Below are 20,806 nucleotides of genomic sequence, written 5' to 3'. Positions count from 1 at the left end.
GCCTGTAACTTAAGGATTGGAAAGAATTGCTTGGGAGAGGTCTCCCGGGGATTAGCGCTTCACGGAAGCAAGCAGCCTTTGCAGCGTCCGCAGCGTCGAGCCGTCGGCAACGCCGTCCACCTTGCGCGGCCGGAAATGCCGTTGGAAGGCTTCGACCACCGCCTCCGTCTGCCGGTCGAAAACGCCGGATATTTCAACGCCATAGCCGTAGAGCGCCAGCATCGACTGCAACGCTTCGATATCGCCGCCGGTGTCGCCGGTTGTCAGAGTAGCGCCTCGCCTGACGGGGGCGGCCGTAACGAGATGGCCGACACCGGCCTCGAATAGCGCCCGCCACGGAAACTTCTCGCCGGGATCGATTTTGCGCCCCGGCGCAACATCGGAATGCGCGAGTACCCGCTCGGCGGCGATCGAATGCCGACCGGCGATCCCCCGGCACAGCCCGATCACGGCATCGATCTGCCGCCGGGGAAAACCGGGATAGCCCAGCGAATGCCCCGGATTGACGATCTCGATGCCGACGGAACAGGAATTGATGTCGGCGCATCCGAACCACGAACTCTTGCCGGCGTGCCAGGCGCGGTCGCTTTCCCTGACCATCTGCACGATATGGCCATTCTCGTGGACCAGATAATGCGACGAGACCTCGCTGGCCGGATCGCAAAGCCAGGCCTCGGCCCCGGCGCCGGTCGCCATGCCTGTGTAGTGCAGCACGATCATGTCGGGCCTGGGTGTTGTCTCGCGCCGCGGGCCGAAATTCGGCGATACCCTGACTTCGGCACGTGGCTCGTCGGGCAGAAAGCCGCTCATGCGTGGCGCAGGCCCCGCTCGATCATCTCGTAGGCGGCATTGATCGCCGCCACCCTGGTGGTCGCGATCTTGATGAATTCCTGAGGCAGGCCGCGCGCGATCAGCCGATCCGGATGATTGTCGGAAACCAGCTTGCGATAGCGTTTCCTGACCTCTTCGAACGGCTTGCCGCGCTCGATGCCCAGCACGACATAGGGATCCCCGGCGCCGAGATTGACGTGCCGGGCCATGATGGCTTCGTAATGCGCTTCGTCGATGCGGAAAATCTCGGCGATGCGGTGCAGGAAATGGCCTTCGCGCTCGTGCACCAGCCCGTCGGCCTTGGCAATGTGGAACAGACCGTCGAGTATGTCTTCAAGCATCACGCAGTTGGAATGCCCCGAACCGCACATCTGGGCCATCCGCTCGGCATAGGTTTCGAAACCGGCCACGTCGCGCTGGGCGAGATCGAACAGCCGCGCCACATTGCGCGTCTCCTTCGGCGGCACTTCGAATATCTCCTGGAAGGCGCGCACCTCGTCCTGGGTGACGATGCCATCGGCCTTGGCCATCTTGGCCGACAGCGCGATCATCGCCACCGAAAAGGCGACACGCCGGCGCAAATCCGCATCGCCGGAGAAAACCGTGCGCACAGCCTCGACAACGTCGACGACACCCGACGAGGTTGAGGATGAAACGCGGGTGATGAACTCGCCGAGGCGATCCCAAATCGACATGGCCTGCTTCTTAGAGCCACCGCTCCCTCCTATCAAGCCGGGACAGTGCCGCAGGCTTTGCGCGACAAATCGATCCGGCGCGCGAGAGGGATTGGCCCACGGCGCTCGGACGACATGAGAAAGGCCGGCGCGAGCCGACCTTCCTCATTCATCACAAGAAGTACTGCTTGCTCACTACTGCGCGGGCGCAGGAGCTGGTGTTGCCGGAGCCGGCTCGGCGGGCTTCTCGGGTGTGATGCTCTTCGTGGTCGAATTATCCGTTGCCGGAGGCGTCGCGGCCGGCGGCGTGGCTTCCGGGGTGGCCGGCTTCATCGGTTCCTCGGCGGCCGGCGGGTTGGTGCTCTGGGTGGTGGTGTTGTCCGTACCGCTGTCACTGCAGGCGGCGACGCCAAGCAAGGCCAAACCGGAAACGGACGCGAGAATGAGCTTTTTCATTTGTCTCTCCTTCAACACACGCTCACGTTGCCGTGAGCGGTCGAAGGACAAATGCGTCAGCCGGCCATGAGTTTCGTAACGTTGCGTTTCCGCATGTAACATCGTCTGGTTCATTTGCGATTGCCGCTCAGGCCGTAGCGAACTAACAGCATGTGCCGAAACACCGATCGAACAGAAGAGCGCCAGGGGCTGTCATGACCGAAAAATGGGATTTCTGGATCGACCGCGGCGGCACATTCACCGATATCATCGGCCGAGATCCGGAAGGCGGGCTGCACCCGCGCAAGCTTCTCTCCGAAAATCCCGAAGCCTATAACGATGCCGCCATCCAGGGCATTCGCGACCTTCTTGGCTTGTCGGCCGGCGACACGATCCCGAGCGGCCTAATCGGCGACATCAAGATGGGCACCACGGTCGCCACCAATGCGCTGCTGGAGCGCAAGGGCGACCGCGTGCTTTTGCTCATCACCAAGGGCTTCCGCGATGCGCTGAAGATCGCCTACCAGGCGCGCCCGGACATCTTCGCCAAGGAGATCATCCTTCCCGAACAGCTCTACGAGCGCGTCATCGAAATCAACGAGCGTGTGCGCGCCGATGGCTGCGTCGAACAATTGCTCGATATCGCCGCCTGCCGGCCGGCGATCGAACAGGCCAGGGCCGATGGCATCGATGCGGTCGCCATCGTCTTCATGCACGCCTGGAAATACCCCGACCACGAGAAGGCCGTGGCGAAAGTCTGCCGCAAACTCGGTTTCAGCCAGGTCTCGGTCAGCCATGAGGTCTCGCCGCTGATCAAGCTGGTCGGCCGCGGCGACACCGCGGTGGTCGACGCCTATTTGTCGCCGATCCTGTCGCGCTATGTGCAAAGGGTGGCGGGAGAGTTGGGTGCGGCGCCAAGCTCCCCCCTTGTGGGGGAGAGCGATCAATTTCCCCGCCTGATGTTCATGATGTCCTCGGGCGGTCTCACCGCCGCCGACATGTTCCAGGGCAAGGACGCACTGCTGTCAGGACCAGCCGGCGGCGTCGTCGGCATGGTCGAGACGGCCAGGCTCGCCGGCTTCGACAAGGTCATCGGTTTCGACATGGGCGGCACCTCGACCGACGTCGCTCACTATGACGGCGAATATGAGCGCGCCTTCGACACCGAGGTCGCCGGCGTGCGCATCCGCGCGCCGATGATGCGCATCCATACCGTCGCCGCCGGCGGCGGCTCGATCCTGCACTACGAGGCCAGCCGCTTCCGGGCCGGGCCGGATTCGGCTGGCGCCAATCCCGGCCCGGCAGCCTACCGGCGCGGCGGCCCGCTCGCCGTCACCGACGCCAATGTGATGCTGGGCAAGCTGCAGCCCGATTTCTTCCCGGCCATTTTCGGACCCGGCCAGGACCAGACGCTCGACGTCGAGACGGTACGGGCAAAATTCGCCGCACTCGCCGCCGAAATCGGCGACGGCCGGTCGCCCGAGACTGTCGCCGAGGGCTTCGTCACCATCGCCGTCGAAAACATGGCCAATGCCATCAAGAAGATCTCCGTGCAGCGCGGCTACGACGTCACCGAATATCTTTTGAACTGTTTTGGCGGCGCCGGCGGCCAGCACGCTTGCCTGGTCGCCGATGCGCTCGGCATGGAAGCGGTGCTGATCCATCCCTTCTCAGGTCTTCTGTCGGCCTATGGCATCGGCCTGTCCTCGGTCTTTGCCTCGCGCCAGCAGGCGCTGCTGAAACCGCTTGCCGAAGAGTCCAGAACGGAGATCGGCAACCTCATTGCCATCTTGAGAAAAGCCGTTGTCGCAGAACTCGCGGCGCAAGGCATCGGCGAGGATACGGTCGCCACGAAGCCGGTGCTGCACATTCGCTACGATGGCACCGACACGACACTGCCGGTGAATTTCGAGGCGGATTCGATTTTCCAGGCCAGGCGCGATTTTGAAATCGCCCACAAGGCGCAGTTCGGTTTCGTCTATGACGACAAGCCGATGATCGTCGAGACCGTCGGCGTCGAAGGCACCGACACTGGCGGCACTGGGCGCGACGAAACTGAATCGCGAACCGAAGACCTTGCCGTAAGCCCTTCACAGACCCGCGAAATCTTCACCGAGGGAGAGTGGCGCACTTCACCCATCTTCCGCCGCGAGGCGCTGAAGCCGGGAAACAGGGTTGCGGGACCTGCCTTGATTATCGAGCCGAACCAGACAATCGTCATCGAGCCGGGCTGGCTGGCCGAAATCACCGCCAGGAACCATGTGCTCCTGCGCCGCGTCGAGAAAAAGCGCCGGCAGGCAGCGCTCGGCACCGAGGCCGATCCGGTCATGCTGGAGGTCTTCAACAACCTCTTCATGTCGATCGCCGAGCAGATGGGCGTCACGCTGCAGAACACCGCCTATTCCGTCAACATTAAGGAACGGCTGGATTTTTCCTGCGCCGTCTTCGACCGGACCGGCGCGCTGGTCGCCAATGCGCCGCACATGCCGGTACATCTCGGCTCGATGGACCGCTCGGTCGAAACCATCATCCGGCTGAATTCCGGCGACATCCACCCCGGCGACGTCTTTGCCCTCAACGCACCCTATAATGGCGGCACGCATCTGCCGGACATCACTGTCGTGACGCCGGTCTTCGATGATGCCAAGGAAAGAATCCTGTTCTGGGCCGCCTCGCGCGGCCATCATGCCGATATCGGTGGCACGGCACCCGGCTCGATGACGCCGCTCGCCACCACGGTCGACGAGGAAGGCGTGCTGTTCGACAATTTCCGCATCGTCGACCGTGGCCGCTTCCGCGAGAAGGAGCTGGAAACGCTGCTCACCGATCACCGCTACCCGGCCCGCAATCCGCACCAGAACATCGCCGACCTCAAGGCGCAGATCGCCGCCAACGAGAAGGGCGTAGCCGAACTGCGCAAGATGGTCGCCCATTTCGGCCTCGATGTCGTCGAGGCCTATATGGGCCATGTCCAGGACAATGCCGCCGAAAGCGTGCGCCGCGTGCTGGAGCGGCTGCCGGATAGTTCTGAGTACGAATACCCGACCGACACCGGCCAGATCATCAAGGTGAAGATCACGGTCGACCGGCAAAAGCGCGAGGCGACGGTAGACTTCACCGGCACCTCGCCGGTGATGAAGAACAATTTCAACGCGCCCGAGCCGGTGGCCCGCGCCGCCGTGCTCTACGCCTTCCGCGTCATGGTCGAGGATATGATCCCGATGAATGCCGGGTGCCTGCGGCCCATCAACATCATCATTCCCGATGGCTGCATGCTGAAACCCGCCTACCCCGCCGCCGTCGTCGCCGGCAATGTCGAGACCTCGCAGCATGTCACCAACGCGCTGTTCGGCGCCATGGGCGCCATGGCCAACGCCCAAGGCACGATGAACAACCTGACCTTCGGCAACAAGACGTATCAATATTACGAGACGATCTGCTCCGGCTCGCCGGCCGGCCAGATGAACTCCGGCCGCGGCTTTGCCGGCACCTCCGGCGTCCACACCCACATGACCAATTCGCGCCTCACCGATCCCGAAGTGCTGGAGCTGCGATTCCCCGTGCTGCTCGAGGATTTCCACATTCGGGAAAATTCCGGCGGCAAGGGCAGATGGAGCGCCGGCGACGGCACCAAACGCACCATCCGCTTCCTCGAAAAGATGGAATGCGCGATCCTGTCCTCGCACCGCAACCGTCCTCCCAAGGGGCTGGACGGAGGCGGCGATGGCGAGGTCGGCTCGACCAAGATCCGCCGCAAGGACGGCACGATCGACCTGCTAAAAGCCTGCGACCAGACCGTGCTGCAGGCAGGAGACGCCGTCATCCTGACGACGCCGACGCCGGGGGGATTTGGCAAGCCGTAAGAAGAGGCGTCAACAGGCTGTCACCGGCCTGTCATGACCCTGAGTTACCCGCTTGCCGCAAAGCAAATGGGGAATCATCTTGCCATGACGGACGTTTCCGCAGATCTGGTTTTTCGCCGCGGCAAGGAAGTTGGAAAGGCCGTCTATCAGAACCGCCCGCTGTCGAAGGCCGGCATTTCGGAGCGGCTGTTCGCCTTCCTGTTCTCCGGCCTCGTCTATCCGCAGATCTGGGAAGACCCCGATGTCGACATGGAGGCGATGCAGCTTGGCCAGGGCCACCGTGTCGTCACCATCGCCTCCGGCGGCTGCAACATCCTGGCCTACCTCACGCGCTCGCCGGCCCGGGTCGACGCCGTCGACCTCAACACCGCGCACATCGCGCTGAACCGCATGAAGCTGGAGGCGGTGCGCCATTTGCCATCGCAGGGCGACCTGTTCCGCTTCTTCGGCGCCGCCGACACCAGCCACAATTCGAGAGCGTATGACCGTTTCATCGCGCCGCATCTCGATCCTGTCAGCCGTCACTACTGGGAGCGCCGCAACTGGCGCGGCCGCCGTCGCATCACTGTGTTCGACCGCAATTTCTACCAGACCGGCCTGCTCGGCCTGTTCATCGCCATGGGCCATCGCACGGGAAAATTCTTCGGCGTCGACCCAGCCGGCATCATGCAGGCCAGGAACATCGGCGAGCAGCGCCGCTTCTTCAACGAGGAGTTGGCGCCGGTCTTCGACAACAAGCTTTTGAGATGGGCGACGTCGCGCAAGGCTTCACTGTTCGGCCTCGGCATTCCACCGGCGCAGTACGATTCGCTGATCACTTCTGGCGACGGCACCATGGCCAGCGTGCTGAAAGCCCGGCTGGAAAAACTCGCTTGCGATTTTCCGCTGGAGAATAACTACTTCGCCTGGCAAGCCTTTGCCCGCCGCTATCCGAACCCCGGCGAGGCCGCCCTGCCCGCCTATCTCGAAAAGCAGAATTACGAGACCATCCGCGGCAATGTCGGCCGCGTCGCCATCCACCATGCCAATCTGATCGAGTTTCTCGCCGGCAAGGATGCAGGCGCGGTCGACCGCTTCGTCCTGCTCGACGCACAGGACTGGATGACCGACGATCAGCTCAACGCGCTGTGGGCGGAAATCACCCGCACGGCTTCGGCCGGCGCCCGCGTCATCTTCCGCACCGCCGCCGAGCCCAGCCTGCTGCCGGGTCGCGTCTCCAGTTCGCTGCTCGACCAATGGGACTATCAGGACCAGGCTTCGCGGGAATTTTCGGCCCGCGACCGCTCGGCCATCTATGGCGGCTTCCATCTCTATGTGAAGCGCGCGGCATGAGCACCAGCGAGCTGCCGGCCAGCCCCGAATTCAAGGCCAATCATGCCGAACTGATGGACGGCGTCTACCGCTGGCAGCGCCACATCTACGACCTGACCCGCAAATACTACCTGCTCGGCCGCGACCGGCTGATATCAGGCCTCGACGTGCCTGTCGGTGGCACCGTGCTTGAACTCGGCTGCGGCACCGGGCGCAACATCATTCTGGCTGCCCGCCGCTATCCCCATGCGCGCTTTTTCGGCCTCGATATTTCGGCCGAAATGCTGGAGACGGCCGGAAAGGCGATCGACCGCGAGGGCCTGTCCGGTCGCGTCATATTGGCTAGGGGCGATGCCACCGATTTCGATGCCCGTGCACTCTTCGATGTCGAACGCTTCGACCGTGTCTTCGTGTCCTATTCGCTGTCGATGATCCCCGGCTGGGAAAAAACAGTATCGGCGGCACTTGCCGCCCTGTCGCCGAACGGTTCGCTGCACATCGTCGATTTCGGCCAGCAGGAAGGGCTGCCCGGCTGGTTCCGTGCGCTGCTGCGCGGCTGGCTGAAAAAATTCCACGTCGCGCCGCGTGAATCGTTGCGCGAAGTGCTGGAATCGGAATCTCGGCGAACCGGCGCAAGCTTCCGTTTCCGCACGCTTTATCGCGGCTATGCCTGGCTGGCGGTTATCGGGCCGCGCAGCTAGCCAAGGTGAAACCGCCATTTGCAGGCCGACCTCACCTGAATGTCAATGCACCTTAATGCAGCGCCTTCATCAGCGCCCCCACCATCGTCTGCGGCCGATAGCCAAGCTTGGCAGGCGTCAGCCCCAGCCGCACCACCACCAACTGCTCCGAGGGAATGATGGCAACCGTCTGCCCGTCATGGCCTTCCATCCAGTACGTGTCCTTGGGCAGGCCTGCCGCGACGCCGGCGCCGGGGTTTTCCTCATCGCCCGGGGCCTCGATCCACAATTGGCCCTTGCCGTAGACTTTCGAGGCGGATGCCGGCTCGCGCATCCAGTCGACGAAACCGGTCGGCAGGATCTGGTTGCCGTTCCACACCCCGCCTTGCAGCAGGAACTGGCCGAAGCGCGCCCAGTCATGCGCGGTCGCGTAGAGATAGGACGAGCCGACGAAGGTGCCCTGCTCGTCCGTTTCAAGCACCGCGCTGTGCATGCCGAGCGGCTCGAATAGCGCCGTGCGCGGCCACGTCAGCGCCCTGGCCTTGTCGCCGACCGCGTCCTGCCAGAGGCGCGACAGCATCACCGCCGTGCCGCTCGAATAGGAAAACTGTTTGCCGACCTCTGCAGCCAGCGGCTTGGATTCGGCAAAGCCCGCCATGTCAGGTTCGAGATAGAGCATGCGCGTGACGTCGGCGACGTCGCCATAATCCTCGTTGAACTCCAGCCCGCTCGACATCGCCATCATGTCGGCAAGGCTGATCGCGGCGCGGCCGTCCGCCTTCCACGGGGCAAACAGGTTTTTGTTGTCGAAAGCCATCTTGCCGTCCTTGACCAACGTACCGACGATGGCGGCATTCACCGTTTTGGTCATCGACCAGCCGAGCAGCGGCGTCCTGGCGGAAAAGCCATCGCCGTAGCGCTCGGCGACGACACGGCCATTCTTGACCACCACCACCGCGCGCATGCCGGTGCCGATCAGCGCCGCATCGTCCAGCAGCTTGGCAACAACCGGATCCTGTGATGCCTCGACCCGTTCGCCTTCCGGCCACAGGTCGCCCATGGTGACTGCGGACGGCTCCGCTTGGATCGCGGTCCGCCGCACCTTTCCTACGTCGCCGTCCGGAACCGAAGCGCAGCCAAGCCCGTCGCGGGCTACGGCGACGCTCTTGCCGAGGAAACCGAACAGGCCGGCAGACACCGTTCCCCTGTTCTTGTCCACCGAAACCCGCATTAACCGCAGCAGGGGATGCCCGGGTGCCTGCACGTCGACGGCCAGCACCTCATTGGGATCGCGGCCGGCGATAAAAACGTTCGAACAGACGATCTTGGCCGAGTAGCCCGAGCCAACCCTGATCAACTCCGGTGGCGCGATATAAAGCCAGGCAAAAAGTGCTGCGATCACTAGGACGATCAGGCCAAGCAGCCATTTGACGATCTTGACCACGATCCGCATTTATTTCCTCCGGGCCCTGCGCGACCCTTATGTCATCGATTTGCCGCCATTGCTTCCGCAAATCACAATGCTTGTCGAGCGTCATCAACGGATTATCAACCATGATCGGCGATCACAGGATATGCTGAGCGATGCTGTGGGGCGATCGTTCGGAGGGGGCCCGATCACAAAGCAGGCCAACAGTGTAAAGACCCATCAGCGACCGGCTGAATCCGGCTCGGGAATTGCGATGCGCCGTCTTGCGGGCCTGATCATGCTAGCGCTGCTTGGTGCTTGCTCGACCGTCGACGATCTCTCGCCGCTGTCGCCATCCGCTTCGAGCAGCCCGACGGTTGCCGTGCGCGCGCCGCGCTTTGCCGACTCCAAGCCGCATGAATGGGAGAGCGGCGCGCCGTGGAACTATGCCGTCCACGGCACCGATGTTTCCAAATACCAGACCTCGGTCGACTGGCCGGCTGCCAGGGCCAGCGGCATCTCCTTCGCCTTCATCAAGGCGACCGAGGGCGGCGACCGTTTCGACGAGTATTTCAGCGAGCATTGGGCGCGCACGAAGGCCAACGGGATTCCGCGAGCCGCCTATCATTTCTATTATTTCTGCACCCCGGCTGCCGTTCAGGCGCGCTGGTTCATCCGCAACGTCCCCGTCGATCGCTCGGCGATGCCGCCGGTCCTCGACATGGAATGGAACCCGCAATCGCCGACCTGCAGGCTGCGTCCCGACGCCGCTACGGTGCGCGCGGAGATGACCACCTTCCTCGAAATCGTCGAACGCCATTACGGCAAGAAGCCGATCATCTACACTTCCGTCGACTTCTTCGACGACAACGGGCTGTCAGGGTTCCGCGGCTATCCCTACTGGCTGCGTTCCGTCGCCGGCCATCCGCGTGAGAAATACGGCAGCCACCCCTTCACCTTCTGGCAGTACACCGGAACCGGCATCGTTCCCGGCATGACCGGCAAGTCCGACATCAACGTCTTCAACGGCAGCGAAGCCGCCTGGAACAAATGGCTGCGGCAGAACACCCGTTGACGTCAGGTTCAACGGCAGCACTGCCCTACATCAAATCACTCCAGCAGAGAAGCTGCCGCAGAACACCGTTGACACCGGGCCTGCCGCCTGCTTTTCGACACAGCCAGCGGGAAAGAGTGCAACCGCCGGTAATTCAGGGCGTTGGGCTTCCCGGGGGGGAGCACAACAAATGACCCCCTGTTCGTTTCGAAAGGAAGCTGATGCGACTGCGTTCCAAAGTCCTCGCGGCTGCGCTGACCCTGTGCGCCACGGCCTTGCCGGCGATGGCGCAGGAATGCGGCGGCGACTTCGAATCCTGGAAGCAGGGCGTCGCCGCGGAAGCCAAGGCGGCCGGCGTAGGTGCAGTGGGTCTCGACGCCCTTGAAGCGGCAACCTTAGATGACAAGGTGTTGGCGCGCGACCGCGCCCAGGGCGTCTTCACCCAAACCTTTGTCGAGTTTTCCAACCGGATGATCTCGGCCTATCGCCTGAAGCAAGGTGCGGCGAACATGAAGAAATACGCGGATGTCTTCGCCCGCGCCGACCAGCAGTTCGGCGTCCAGGCGCCGATCATCGCCGCCTTCTGGGCGCTGGAGACCGATTTCGGCGCCGTGCAGGGCGACTTCCACACGCTGAGCGCCCTGGTGACGCTTTCCCATGATTGCCGCCGGCCGCAGCTCTTCCGGCAACAGCTGGTGCCGCTTCTGGAACTGATCGATCGCGGCGTGCTGCCGGCCGATGTCAGGGGCGCCTGGGCCGGCGAGATCGGCCAGACGCAGATCCTGCCCTCCGACTATCTGGCACGCGGCGTCGACGGCGACGGCGACGGCAAGATCGACCTGCGCGGCAGCGTGCCTGATGTGATCATGACCACTGCCAACAAGGTGCTGTCGCGCGGCTGGAAACGCGACCAGCCCTGGATCCAGGAAGTCCGCGTGCCCGAAGACATGCCGTGGGATCAGACCGGTCGCACCAACAAGCTGCCGCTGTCGCAGTGGGCGCAATGGGGCGTCACCTACCCCAGCGGCGCGCCGCTGGTCGATAACGGCCTGAAAGCAGGCCTCGCGCTGCCGATGGGCCGCAAGGGGCCAGCCTTCCTCACCTACGACAATTTCGACGTTTATCTCGAATGGAATCAGTCCTTCACCTATGCGCTGACGGCAGCCAACCTTGCCGCACGGCTGGCAGGCGCGCCGCCGCTGGACCCGCGCAATCCCGAGACCGGTCTCAACAATGAGCAGATGAAGGCGTTGCAGACCAAGCTGGAAGCCAAGGGCTACGATGTCGGCACCGTCGACGGCATTTTGGGTACCAACACCCGCGAGGCGATCCGCAAGGAGCAGACGCGGCTAGGTTTGCCGGTGGATGGCTGGCCGACGCCGGAGCTTTTGGGAAAATTATAGGGCAGTAGGGCAAATTAGCCCGAAGCAGTGACTGCCGCCACCCCTATTCCCCTATTCCCCTATTCCCCTATTCCCCTATTCCCCTATTCCCCTATTCCCCTATTCCCCTATTCCCCTATTCCCCTATTCCCCTATTCCCCTATTCCCCTATTCCCCTATTCCCCTACTGCCCTATTCCCCTCAATCCGCCATCGTCTCCAAACTGGCAAAACCCTGTGGCGCGTCGCCCTCGTCGAACGGCGTCGTCACCTCGACGAAGGTGTCGGGATAGAAGCCGTTGAAGCGGGTCCTCAGCGACAGCGAATACGCGCCGATATGGCCGATCTCGATCCAGTCGCCGGTATCGACCGTTTCCGGCAGCCAGAACGGCCGCGACAGGATGTCGACGGAATCGCAGGTCGCACCGCAGACCTTGAACGGCACGATGTTCTTCTCCTCGCCATTGCGCGAGCGGATCGCCGGGTCGGGAATGAAGCGCGCCGGCAGCGTGATCTTGCCGGTCCATGAATCCGACAGCGATGCCCAGATGCCGTCATTGATGTAGAGCCGCTTGCCCTTGCGCAGCAACACCCGCACGATCAGCGACAGGCAGCGCGCCACGATCACCCGGCCGGGCTCAGCCACCAGCGGCATCTGGTCGAACTGATACTCCTTCAGATCGCCCGACAGCCGCGACATGATCTGGCCAAGCGACGGCATCTCGATCTGCTTGCGGTTGGGGTCGTGGCCGTATTCGGCGGGGAAACCGCCGCCGACATCGAGCCCGGCAATATCGAAGGTCAGCCGGTTGCGCACCCAGTCGGCGGAAGCCAGCGCCCGCTCATAGGTGTCGGGATCCTCGATCTGGCTGCCGACATGGAAGCACAGGCCGACCTTGTAGCCGGTGCGGTTCAGCCGCTCCGCGAGCTCGACGGCATAGGCCGGCCCGGCGCCGAACTTCTTCGACAGTTCGTAGGCGGCATGCCCCTTGGTCTGCACCCGCACGAACACGCTGATCGAGCCCGGATCGATGTCGAGAGCCCGCACCACGCGGGTCAGCTTGGTGATCTCGTCCTCATGATCGAGCGAAATGACGCGGATGGCGTATTTCTCCAGCGCCAGCTTGATGTCCGACTGCGCCTTGACCGGGTGCATGTAGAGCATCTCGGCATCGGGGGAAACGGCACGCACGGCGGCGAACTCGCCCGGCGAAGCGACGTCGAAAGCCTTGACGCCGGCTTCGACCAGCGTCTTCAGCACGATCTGCTCGCCATTGGTCTTGACCGCATAGGCGGTCTTGCCGGGGAACATGCCCATGAACTGCCTGGCATCCGCCATCAGCACTTGCGGGCGGAAGCAATAGACCGGATCGTCCGGACGAAGCGCCAGTGCCGCCTCGCGGGCATTCTCGAATCGCTGCATGGACGAATCCTCACTTCGGCTGCGCACAATTAATCCAAGCTAGCGGCTAATGAAAACAATTCTGTGTCTCGTGCGGCTGACGCTGGGGCGCTAGGTCTTTGCCAGCAACGCTTGCCAGCGATCAGGTTTCGGGTGGCTCTTGTCACTGAGTCCGATATGGCTTCTGCCTGACTGACTGGCATTCAGGCCGTCTGGGAGGGCGACTCACATGACAATAGCCGCGACATCAGCACCGCGCGGGCCGATGGTGCTCAAGGACTGGGGGCAGCTCCTGCTGCTCGGCGCGATCTGGGGCGGCTCGTTCTTCTTTGCCCGCATCGCGGTGGCGGAACTTCATCCGCTGGTGCTGGTGCTGTTTCGCGTCGCCATCGCGGCGATCGCGCTGCAGATCTATCTCGGTCTGCGTGGCCCGTCCTTCCGCCTCGCCCTTCCCCATGCCGGCCTGTTCTTCCTGCTGGCGCTCACCAACAACGTCGTGCCCTTTTCGCTGATCTTCGCCGGCCAGACGGAGCTTGGCGCCGGCGTCGCCTCGGTGCTCAACGCCACGACGCCGTTCTGGACGCTGATCCTCGCCAATGCGCTGACATCGGACGAAAAGCTCTCCTGGAACAAGCTCGCCGGCATTGCGCTCGGCATCGCCGGTACGGCCGTCATGATCGGCCCCGGCCTGCTTGCCGGGCTCGGCGGCCCCGTCTGGGCCAAATTCGCGCTGATCGGCGCTTCGCTGTCCTATGGCATTGCGCTGATGGTCGCCCGCCGCTTCAGGGGCGTGCCCTCGCCGGTCGTCGCCACCGGGCAGTTGACCGCTTCGACCATCATCATGATCCCGATCGTGCTCTTCACCTACGGCCCATCCGGCCTGTTCTCGGCCTCGCCGCCGGTCTGGGCGGCGGTGCTGGCGCTGGCACTTCTGTCCACAGCCGTCGCCTACATCCTCTATTTCAACCTCGTCGCCTCGGCGGGCGCTACCAACGCCTCGCTGGTCACGCTTGTCGTGCCGGCCAGCGCCATGCTGCTCGGCTTCCTGTTCCTAGGCGAGCGGCTGGAGCTGTTCGAAATCGGCGGGGTGGTGCTGATCGCGCTCGGCCTCATCACCATCGACGGGCGCGTCCTTGGAAGACGTTAGCGCGTCCTTTGAACCCCCACATCGCCGCGAAAGTCGAATTCGACTTTCGCGGCGGTAGCGCTGCCATGACACGGCAGCGACACGAGCCGGCCACATTTTATTCACAGGTCTGAAGTCGGTATTTGCCTAGGAGTTTCAAAGCCTAACGGCAAAAGACATGTCGCGGATTTCACAATCACGTCGCAATGCAGCACATTTTCCGCTTGCCTGTGGCACAAATGAACCTAGACTCCATGACATAGCTCTTTAAGAGGAGGCTATGTCATGGGACTTACGAGGCCTATCAACGCATTGATGATCTGTGCTGCGTTCGCCTTTATCGGAGCCCTCATTATGGGCTTCCTTCCCTGACCGCCAAAGCGGGGAAGACCAGCACCCAAATAGTCCAACCAATTCAAAAGGCCGGGTTTTTCCCGGCCTTTTGTTGTTGAGCCCGACCTCATGCCGCGGCTGATCCGGCGGCCGCCGCCTCGTGCGAGCGAATACCGATCATATGGCAGATGGCAAAGACCAGATCGGCGCGGTTCATGGTGTAGAAGTGGAAATCGCCGACACCGCGCTCGACCAGGTCCATGACCTGTTCGGCTGCCACCGCCGATGCCACCAGCGCATGCGTCTGCGGGTCCTTGTCGAGGCCTTCGAAACGCTCCGCCAGCCAGCCGGGCACATGCGCGCCCGCCCTCGCTGAAAAGTTCGCGACCTGCTTGAAACTGTGAACCGGCTGGATACCCGGCACGATCGGGATGTAGATGCCGGCGCGGCGGACGCGCTCGACATAGCGCTCGTAGAGATCGTTGTCGAAGAAGAACTGGGTGATCGCCCGCGTCGCGCCATTGTCGACCTTGCGCTTCAGCATCTCGATGTCGGTGGCGAAATCGGGGCTTTGCGGATGCTTTTCCGGGTAAGCCGCGACGGAGATGTCGAAATCCGCGATCGTCTTGAGCCCGGCGACCAGTTCCGCGCCATTCTCGTAGCCACCGGGATGCGGCCGGTAGGGCTCGCCGACTCCGGAGGCCGGGTCGCCGCGCAGCGCCACGAACCGGTTGATGCCGATCGATTTGTAATCCTGGATGACCGCATCGACCTCGTCGCGCGTTGCCCCGACGCAGGTCAGATGCGCCGCTGCAGGAATACCGGTTTCCGTCAAGATGCGCTTTACAGTGCGCGCGGTGCGCTCCCGTGTCGAGCCGCCGGCGCCGTAGGTCACCGAGACGAATTTCGGCTTCAGCGGCTCCAGCCTTGTGACCGTCTCCCACAGCCTCGCTTCCATCTCGTCCGTCTTCGGCGGGAAGAATTCGAAGGAAACCCTGACCTTGTCGCCGATGTCGGGGCGGCGGGAAAAGCGGAACTGGTTCATGCGATTTCCCCCATCGAGTTCGCTTTGGCCTGCCTTGTGTCGTTGGAAGGATCGGCAATCAGCAGGCGCCGATCGCGGCCGAGCCAGAGTTTCACGGTGAGCCTCGCCTCATTGCCACCGCGCGGCTCGAACTCCTGGGCATCTTCGAGATCGAGGCCGGCTTCCGAAAACCAGTCGGCGATCTGCCGGTCGGAAAAGCCGAGCCGCATATGCGCATGCTCCTCGCGCAGGAATTCCAGCGCATGCGGCGCGAAATCGACGATGACCAGGCGTCCTGCCGGACGCAAAAGCCGAGCCGCCTCGTGGATGGCGCGGGCGGGATCGTCGAGATAGTGCAGCACCTGATGGATGGTGACGAGATCGAAGGCATCGCGCTCGACCGGCGGCGCGAAGATGTCGCCCTGCCGAACCTGCGCGTTCGAAACGCCGGCCTTGTCGAGATTGGCGCGCGCCACGGTCAGCATCTCGCGCGACATGTCGATGCCGACACCGCGCCGATAGAGCGGCGAGAAGATTTCGAGCAGCCGCCCGGTGCCGGTGCCGAGATCGAGCATCGACTGGAACGGCCGCTTGCCGACCAGTTTCAGCATTGCGGCTTCGACGGCGCGGTCCGGCACATGAAGCGAGCGGATATGGTCCCAGCTTGCCGCATTCACGGAAAAATACTCGACCGCCCGGTCCTGCCGCTTGCGCTTGACCGAGGCCAGGCGCTCAAGATCGCGCTCGACCTGCGGATCGGCGCCGCGAATGCCGGAAACCAGGCCCATGACGAAGTCACGCGCGGAATCCGCATCCGACAGGCGGAAGAAGGCCCAGGACCCTTCCTGGTAGCGGCCGATCAGCCCTGCCTCCAGAAGCAGCTTCAGGTGCCGCGAAACGCGCGGCTGCGACTGGCCGAGAATTTCGGTAAGATCGGAAACGGTGAGGTCACCGCGCGACAGAAGTGCCAGTATGCGCAATCGGCTGGATTCGGCCGCCGCCTTTAACGTATCCACCATAGTGTCGAGCGAGACATGCATCAGCGTATTCTCTTTGAAAAGATATAAACATATGTTTATGTCAGTTTTCGAAACCTTGCAAGCGCTATGTCGCTTCCGGACAAGAAAATGCCGCTTGTGTGGCGTTTTAAGAGACATGGGCCATGACTGGACCGCGTGAGATGTTCGAAGCCCGCGAAGGCGAGCAGAGGCTGGAAAACGATCCCGCCCTGATGCCGCCGGATGACGGCATCGTCTTCATCGGCTGCATTGCCTCGCCGTGGACGACGCGCGAAACCTGCCCGAAGAACATGCGCGCCGCGCGCGAGACCGGGCAGAAGGCAGTGCTGACCATCGACGCGCCCTACCGAAATGGCTTACGGGGGCTGGAGCGCGCCAGCCACGTCATCATCCTGTCCTGGCTGCATCACGCGCCGCGGGACCTGATTGTGCAGAAACCACGCCATGCGGCCGAAGCAAAAGGCGTATTTTCGCTGCGCTCCCCTGCCCGCCCCAACCCAATCGGGCTGCATGTGGCCAGGCTCGTCGGGCTCGACCAGAACACCGGCCGCATCGATCTCGACGCCATCGACGTGCTCGACGGCACTCCGGTCATCGACATAAAACCCTATTTCGCCTCGACCGACGCTATACCGGAGGCGACCATCGAAGGGCGCGACGAGCCCGGGGGTCGGCGATGACGGCGCCCACCGGTCGCCGCCGCGCCATCGCCAAGGCGCTGACAGCACTTCTGCCGCTGGCACCCTATGCCGACATGGAGAAGATCCGCGGCGACGCCGGCGCGGTCCACATGAAGACCTTACCACCAGGCATCGCCGTATGGTTGGCGACGATTGCCCATATCCGCCACATGCACACAGATTACGAGAAACTGCTGAGCGAAGGCTACGACCGCGACTCGGCGCGTTTCTTCGTCATCGAGCAGACCAACGTCGTGCTCACCCGCTGGCGCGCGACGCGCCTGCTCGACGCGGATGACGAGGAGGAATGACCAGGGCTACTTCCGCTTAAGCACTGCGACCGCATTATAGGGCTGGCCATCGGCCTGGCCGATCCAGGTCCAGGACAGATTTTCCTTGAAAAACCTGACGGTGATGTTGCCGCCGTCGATGCATTTGTCCTGACCGTAGGTGATGCTCTCGTGGTATTCCGCCGAAATGCCGTCACTGGACGTCTGTGACAGCGATCCGCCGCAACCGAGTGACGGATAGTCGATCGACGCGCTGCCATCGTTGATGGTCATGGCGATCGGCCAGTCGGCCCCGGCGTCACCCGCCGGGCTTTGATGGCCGCTGCCGACCCAGGTGCCGCTCAGCGACGGAACGTTCACCGCACAAGGCAGGTTCTGGAAGATCGGTGTCAATTCGCTGCCGGTTTTCTCGCAGCGATAGGTCTGCCCGCCCTGGCACAATTCCTCGCCTTCGCGCGCGCACTGGGCGCTGGCTTCGCCCGCGGCGGCGAACATCGTCATGGCTGCTATGACGGCCCCAAGCCTGCCCATCTTCCCCCTCCCGTTCAGAGCGCGCAATCTAAGGCAATTCCGATCCAATGTATCGGCGAGATCGTCATCGAGGCCGAACAGCACCGGGCGGGTGGCTCTATGCGTTCTGCCCTGCGCCGATAGCCTGCTGACTCGCCTTGCGTGACAGGAGGCCCCGATGAGCCACACGGCGACGACACAGGACGAGAAGCAACTGCCCGTGGTTGGCGACCACCATGTCGACCCGCATTTCTACCCCGACGGCATCGCCTTTCTCGACGGCCAATACCTGCCGATGTCGCAGGCCAAGATCTCGGTGCTGGACTGGGGTTTTCTGCATTCCGACGCAACCTACGACACCGTGCATGTCTGGAACGGCCGCTTCTTCCGCCTCGATTTGCATCTCGACCGCTTCCTCGGCGGGCTGGAAAAGCTGCGCATGACCATTCCCTTCGACCGCGACGGCGTGACCGAAATCCTGCACAATTGCGTGGCGCTGTCCGGTCATCGCGCCGCCTATGTCGAGATGCTGTGCACGCGCGGCGCCTCGCCGACCTTCAGCCGCGACCCGCGCCAGGCGGTCAACCGCTTCATGGCCTTCGCCGTGCCGTTCGGCTCGGTCGCCAACGCCGAGCAGCTGCAGCGCGGCCTGCGCGTCGCCATCAGCGACAAGATGCGTATTCCGCCGGCCTCGATCGACCCGGCGATCAAGAATTACCACTGGCTCGATCTGGTGCGCGGCCTCTACGATGCCTATGACCGCGGTGCAGAGACCGCGTTGCTCCTCGACTTCAACGGCAATGTCGCCGAAGGCCCGGGCTTCAACGTCTTCTGCGTCAAGGACGGCAAACTATCGACGCCGGCCACCGGCGTGCTGCCCGGCGTCACCCGCCGCACCGTCTTCGATCTCTGTGCAGAAGAAGGCCTTGCCGCCACGGCGACCGATGTCAGCGTCACCGCATTGCGCGAGGCCGACGAGGTGTTCATCACCTCCACTGCGGGCGGCATCATGCCGGTGACGGAGATCGACGGCGCGGCGATCGCCAATGGCAAGGTCGGACCGATCACCAGCCGGCTGATGGCGCGCTACTGGCAAAAGCACGATGACCCGGCCTGGTCGTCTCAGGTGAATTATCCCCGATAATTCAGGCGTCTTTGTCAAAAGATTCCCGTCGCCTCTGGAAAATCAGAGGATCGACCGTATATGCCCGAAAGCGGAGAAGCCTCCGCTTTCATCCAAAATCACGCCCGCAGGGGCAAGGACTCCAAGATCATGACAAACAAGGTTTGGTTCATCACCGGATCGTCGAAAGGCTTTGGCCGCGTCTGGGCCGAGGCCGCACTCGCGCGTGGCGACAGCGTCGCGGCCACCGCCCGCGATGCCGGCACGCTCGCCGATCTCGTCGAGAAATACGGCGACAGGGTTGCCGCGATAAAGCTCGACGTCACCGACAAGAAAGCCGTCGATGCCGCTGTCGCCGAGGCGCACAAGCGTTTTGGCCGGCTCGACGTCGTCATCAACAATGCCGGCTACGGCCATTTCGGCGCCATCGAGGAGGTCAGCGAACAGGAAGCTCGCGACCAGATCGAAACCAATGTCTTCGGCGCTCTGTGGGTCACTCAGGCCGCACTGCCGATCATGCGGGCACAGCGTTCCGGCCACATCATCCAGATCTCGTCGATCGGCGGCGTCAATGCCTTTGCCTCGCTCGGCCTCTACCACGCCTCGAAATGGGCGCTGGAGGCCTTCAGCCAGTCGCTCAGCATCGAGGTCGCGGAATTCGGCATCCATGTGACGCTGGTCGAGCCGGGCGGTTTCTCCACCGACTGGGCCGGGCCGTCGGCCAAGGTGTCCCAGCCGATCGAGGCCTATGCGCCCGCCCGTGCCAAGATGGCCGAGCGCCGCGCCAATTCGGTCGCCGGCGATCCAGACGCCACCGGGCCGGCCATGCTGGCCATTGTCGACGCCGCCGAGCCGCCGCTGCGGGTATTCTTCGGCGATGGCGGCCTGCCGATGATCAAGCAGGAATACGCCAACCGCATTGCCACCTGGGAGAAGTGGGACGACGTTTCCATCATGGCGCAAGGCGTGAAGAAGAACCGCAAGGGCTGAAGTCCAGCGCTTTTGCTGCGCCGCTCCATGGGCGGCGTAGCCGGCCCTCAGGCTTGATAAATCCACTGCTCCGGCACGCGCAGCGATATCTCTTCGCCTGCCCTAACCGTGCCTGGCTTCTCTACCCAGGCGACAATGCCGCGCAGCCGCTTCGCCGCTTTCGGGAACAGCAGCGCGCCGGCTTCGACGTCGGCCATTCCGGCGTTTTCGGCGATCGACCGGCCGGCGATGCGGCACGGGCCATTCTGCGCGTCGACCTTGACTGTCACGCCGCCCTTGAAGAACAGCAGCGTGCCGGACGGCAGCATGGAGAGGTTCGGCACCCCTTCCATCACCAGATTGGCGCCGATCCATTCCGGCTTGATCTCGGCCAGGCCCATGCGCTCGGCGACAACCGCCAGCTCGTCCGCTGCCACGATGGACAATTGCCGCTCGTTGCGCATTTCAGTGCCGCGCGGATACCAGGGCTCGCGCCCGCCCGAGCGCCGCGTCGGTCCAGCATGGAAATCGCCTGATATGCCGTCGAAACCCAGCCGCAATTCGTCCACCGGGCGCGTCTGAAAATGGTCCGCCGACGCCACGTAAAGCGCTGCCGCCCTGGCGGCAAGCTTTCGCGCGGCGATGATTTCAACCGGCTTTTCAGCCTCGGGGAAGAGATCCGGCATGGCGTTC

The 20,806-nt window shown here is 63.3% G+C and carries 19 protein-coding genes; 10 read left to right on the top strand and 9 right to left on the bottom strand.

Going from position 1 to position 20,806, the window contains the following annotated elements; translation table 11 throughout:
• Window positions 1–51: 51 nt before the first annotated feature.
• The 3 genes from MESCI_RS15795 to MESCI_RS15785 form a co-directional block, all read right to left on the bottom strand.
• Window positions 52–810 (bottom strand): N-acetylmuramoyl-L-alanine amidase, encoded by a 759-nt coding sequence (locus MESCI_RS15795; protein ID WP_013530945.1) that lies wholly within the window; start codon window positions 808–810, stop codon window positions 52–54.
• The gene (locus tag MESCI_RS15790; protein ID WP_013530944.1) at window positions 807–1,526 is read right to left on the bottom strand and encodes a J domain-containing protein; all 720 of its coding nucleotides are present in this window, start codon (window positions 1,524–1,526) and stop codon (window positions 807–809) included. The genes MESCI_RS15795 and MESCI_RS15790 overlap by 4 nt, the downstream gene beginning before the upstream one ends.
• A gap of 174 nt (window positions 1,527–1,700) precedes the next feature.
• Window positions 1,701–1,961, bottom strand: a complete 261-nt coding sequence (locus MESCI_RS15785; protein WP_013530943.1) for a hypothetical protein — start codon at window positions 1,959–1,961, stop codon at window positions 1,701–1,703.
• Between the two features lie 194 nt (window positions 1,962–2,155).
• On the opposite strand from MESCI_RS15785, the gene MESCI_RS15780 reads away from it, so the two are divergent.
• The 3 genes from MESCI_RS15780 to MESCI_RS15770 are packed head-to-tail and all read left to right on the top strand — an operon-like array spanning window position 2,156 to window position 7,815.
• The gene (locus MESCI_RS15780) at window positions 2,156–5,803 is read left to right on the top strand and encodes a hydantoinase B/oxoprolinase family protein (protein ID WP_013530942.1); all 3,648 of its coding nucleotides are present in this window, start codon (window positions 2,156–2,158) and stop codon (window positions 5,801–5,803) included.
• A gap of 33 nt (window positions 5,804–5,836) precedes the next feature.
• Window positions 5,837–7,135 (top strand): BtaA family protein, encoded by a 1,299-nt coding sequence (locus tag MESCI_RS15775; protein ID WP_013530941.1) that lies wholly within the window; start codon window positions 5,837–5,839, stop codon window positions 7,133–7,135.
• Window positions 7,132–7,815: a class I SAM-dependent methyltransferase gene (locus MESCI_RS15770; protein WP_013530940.1), complete on the top strand. Its 684-nt coding sequence runs from the start codon at window positions 7,132–7,134 to the stop codon at window positions 7,813–7,815. Before MESCI_RS15775 ends, MESCI_RS15770 begins: the two co-directional genes overlap by 4 nt.
• A 52-nt stretch (window positions 7,816–7,867) precedes the next feature.
• On the opposite strand, the gene MESCI_RS15765 is transcribed toward MESCI_RS15770, so the two are convergent.
• Entirely contained in the window at window positions 7,868–9,247 is a 1,380-nt protein-coding gene (locus MESCI_RS15765; protein WP_013530939.1) for a serine hydrolase domain-containing protein, read from the bottom strand.
• A gap of 229 nt (window positions 9,248–9,476) precedes the next feature.
• Between MESCI_RS15765 and MESCI_RS15760 the strand changes: the two genes are divergently transcribed.
• A complete protein-coding gene (locus MESCI_RS15760; RefSeq protein WP_013530938.1) occupies window positions 9,477–10,277 on the top strand; it encodes a glycoside hydrolase family 25 protein in 801 nt (266 codons plus the stop codon).
• Between the two features lie 200 nt (window positions 10,278–10,477).
• Window positions 10,478–11,659 carry a lytic murein transglycosylase gene (locus tag MESCI_RS15755; protein ID WP_013530937.1) on the top strand — a complete coding sequence of 394 codons (1,182 nt, stop codon included), beginning with the start codon at window positions 10,478–10,480 and terminating at the stop codon, window positions 11,657–11,659.
• 180 nt (window positions 11,660–11,839) lie between these two features.
• Here the strand turns inward: MESCI_RS15755 and MESCI_RS15750 are convergent, their stop codons facing one another.
• Entirely contained in the window at window positions 11,840–13,060 is a 1,221-nt protein-coding gene (locus MESCI_RS15750) for an alanine racemase (protein WP_013530936.1), read from the bottom strand.
• 208 nt (window positions 13,061–13,268) lie between these two features.
• Between MESCI_RS15750 and MESCI_RS15745 the strand changes: the two genes are divergently transcribed.
• A complete protein-coding gene (locus MESCI_RS15745; RefSeq protein ID WP_013530935.1) occupies window positions 13,269–14,186 on the top strand; it encodes a DMT family transporter in 918 nt (305 codons plus the stop codon).
• A gap of 439 nt (window positions 14,187–14,625) precedes the next feature.
• On the opposite strand, the gene metF is transcribed toward MESCI_RS15745, so the two are convergent.
• Both metF and MESCI_RS15735 read right to left on the bottom strand, forming a co-directional pair.
• The gene (metF, locus tag MESCI_RS15740) at window positions 14,626–15,543 is read right to left on the bottom strand and encodes a methylenetetrahydrofolate reductase [NAD(P)H] (RefSeq protein WP_013530934.1); all 918 of its coding nucleotides are present in this window, start codon (window positions 15,541–15,543) and stop codon (window positions 14,626–14,628) included.
• Window positions 15,540–16,562 carry an ArsR/SmtB family transcription factor gene (locus MESCI_RS15735; RefSeq protein WP_013530933.1) on the bottom strand — a complete coding sequence of 341 codons (1,023 nt, stop codon included), beginning with the start codon at window positions 16,560–16,562 and terminating at the stop codon, window positions 15,540–15,542. The genes metF and MESCI_RS15735 overlap by 4 nt, the downstream gene beginning before the upstream one ends.
• Window positions 16,563–16,684: 122 nt before the next feature.
• Here MESCI_RS15735 and tsaA point away from each other — a divergent pair, with 122 nt between their 5' ends.
• Together tsaA and MESCI_RS15725 are read left to right on the top strand one after the other, a co-directional pair.
• Window positions 16,685–17,221 (top strand): tRNA (N6-threonylcarbamoyladenosine(37)-N6)-methyltransferase TrmO, encoded by a 537-nt coding sequence (gene tsaA / locus MESCI_RS15730; RefSeq protein ID WP_013530932.1) that lies wholly within the window; start codon window positions 16,685–16,687, stop codon window positions 17,219–17,221.
• Window positions 17,218–17,532 carry a DUF2293 domain-containing protein gene (locus MESCI_RS15725; RefSeq protein WP_013530931.1) on the top strand — a complete coding sequence of 105 codons (315 nt, stop codon included), beginning with the start codon at window positions 17,218–17,220 and terminating at the stop codon, window positions 17,530–17,532. Before tsaA ends, MESCI_RS15725 begins: the two co-directional genes overlap by 4 nt.
• 6 nt (window positions 17,533–17,538) lie before the next feature.
• On the opposite strand, the gene MESCI_RS15720 is transcribed toward MESCI_RS15725, so the two are convergent.
• Window positions 17,539–18,042, bottom strand: a complete 504-nt coding sequence (locus tag MESCI_RS15720) for a hypothetical protein (RefSeq protein ID WP_013530930.1) — start codon at window positions 18,040–18,042, stop codon at window positions 17,539–17,541.
• Window positions 18,043–18,199: 157 nt separating this feature from the next.
• On the opposite strand from MESCI_RS15720, the gene MESCI_RS15715 reads away from it, so the two are divergent.
• Both MESCI_RS15715 and MESCI_RS15710 read left to right on the top strand, forming a co-directional pair.
• A complete protein-coding gene (locus MESCI_RS15715) occupies window positions 18,200–19,165 on the top strand; it encodes a D-amino acid aminotransferase (RefSeq protein WP_013530929.1) in 966 nt (321 codons plus the stop codon).
• Window positions 19,166–19,294: 129 nt separating this feature from the next.
• Window positions 19,295–20,134, top strand: a complete 840-nt coding sequence (locus tag MESCI_RS15710; RefSeq protein WP_013530928.1) for an SDR family oxidoreductase — start codon at window positions 19,295–19,297, stop codon at window positions 20,132–20,134.
• Window positions 20,135–20,181: 47 nt separating this feature from the next.
• Here the strand turns inward: MESCI_RS15710 and MESCI_RS15705 are convergent, their stop codons facing one another.
• On the bottom strand, window positions 20,182–20,799 hold the full coding sequence (locus MESCI_RS15705; protein ID WP_013530927.1) for an MOSC domain-containing protein: 618 nt from the start codon (window positions 20,797–20,799) through the stop codon (window positions 20,182–20,184).
• Window positions 20,800–20,806: the final 7 nt, after the last annotated feature.

Source organism: Mesorhizobium ciceri biovar biserrulae WSM1271 (assembly GCF_000185905.1).
Taxonomy (GTDB): domain Bacteria; phylum Pseudomonadota; class Alphaproteobacteria; order Rhizobiales; family Rhizobiaceae; genus Mesorhizobium; species Mesorhizobium ciceri.
The sequence above is the reverse complement of the archived record's forward strand: the minus strand, read 5'-3'. Positions and strand labels throughout refer to the sequence as shown.

What these genes read in the sequence shown, in the direction of transcription:
- MESCI_RS15795 (WP_013530945.1), bottom strand. Translation starts at nt 810, where the DNA reads ATGAGCGGCTTTCTGCCCGACGAGCCACGTGCCGAAGTCAGGGTATCG.
- MESCI_RS15790 (WP_013530944.1), bottom strand. Translation starts at nt 1,526, where the DNA reads ATGTCGATTTGGGATCGCCTCGGCGAGTTCATCACCCGCGTTTCATCC.
- MESCI_RS15785 (WP_013530943.1), bottom strand. Translation starts at nt 1,961, where the DNA reads ATGAAAAAGCTCATTCTCGCGTCCGTTTCCGGTTTGGCCTTGCTTGGC.
- MESCI_RS15780 (WP_013530942.1), top strand. Translation starts at nt 2,156, where the DNA reads ATGACCGAAAAATGGGATTTCTGGATCGACCGCGGCGGCACATTCACC.
- MESCI_RS15775 (WP_013530941.1), top strand. Translation starts at nt 5,837, where the DNA reads ATGACCCTGAGTTACCCGCTTGCCGCAAAGCAAATGGGGAATCATCTT.
- MESCI_RS15770 (WP_013530940.1), top strand. Translation starts at nt 7,132, where the DNA reads ATGAGCACCAGCGAGCTGCCGGCCAGCCCCGAATTCAAGGCCAATCAT.
- MESCI_RS15765 (WP_013530939.1), bottom strand. Translation starts at nt 9,247, where the DNA reads ATGCGGATCGTGGTCAAGATCGTCAAATGGCTGCTTGGCCTGATCGTC.
- MESCI_RS15760 (WP_013530938.1), top strand. Translation starts at nt 9,477, where the DNA reads ATGCGCCGTCTTGCGGGCCTGATCATGCTAGCGCTGCTTGGTGCTTGC.
- MESCI_RS15755 (WP_013530937.1), top strand. Translation starts at nt 10,478, where the DNA reads ATGCGACTGCGTTCCAAAGTCCTCGCGGCTGCGCTGACCCTGTGCGCC.
- MESCI_RS15750 (WP_013530936.1), bottom strand. Translation starts at nt 13,060, where the DNA reads ATGCAGCGATTCGAGAATGCCCGCGAGGCGGCACTGGCGCTTCGTCCG.
- MESCI_RS15745 (WP_013530935.1), top strand. Translation starts at nt 13,269, where the DNA reads ATGACAATAGCCGCGACATCAGCACCGCGCGGGCCGATGGTGCTCAAG.
- metF (WP_013530934.1), bottom strand. Translation starts at nt 15,543, where the DNA reads ATGAACCAGTTCCGCTTTTCCCGCCGCCCCGACATCGGCGACAAGGTC.
- MESCI_RS15735 (WP_013530933.1), bottom strand. Translation starts at nt 16,562, where the DNA reads ATGCATGTCTCGCTCGACACTATGGTGGATACGTTAAAGGCGGCGGCC.
- tsaA (WP_013530932.1), top strand. Translation starts at nt 16,685, where the DNA reads ATGACTGGACCGCGTGAGATGTTCGAAGCCCGCGAAGGCGAGCAGAGG.
- MESCI_RS15725 (WP_013530931.1), top strand. Translation starts at nt 17,218, where the DNA reads ATGACGGCGCCCACCGGTCGCCGCCGCGCCATCGCCAAGGCGCTGACA.
- MESCI_RS15720 (WP_013530930.1), bottom strand. Translation starts at nt 18,042, where the DNA reads ATGGGCAGGCTTGGGGCCGTCATAGCAGCCATGACGATGTTCGCCGCC.
- MESCI_RS15715 (WP_013530929.1), top strand. Translation starts at nt 18,200, where the DNA reads ATGAGCCACACGGCGACGACACAGGACGAGAAGCAACTGCCCGTGGTT.
- MESCI_RS15710 (WP_013530928.1), top strand. Translation starts at nt 19,295, where the DNA reads ATGACAAACAAGGTTTGGTTCATCACCGGATCGTCGAAAGGCTTTGGC.
- MESCI_RS15705 (WP_013530927.1), bottom strand. Translation starts at nt 20,799, where the DNA reads ATGCCGGATCTCTTCCCCGAGGCTGAAAAGCCGGTTGAAATCATCGCC.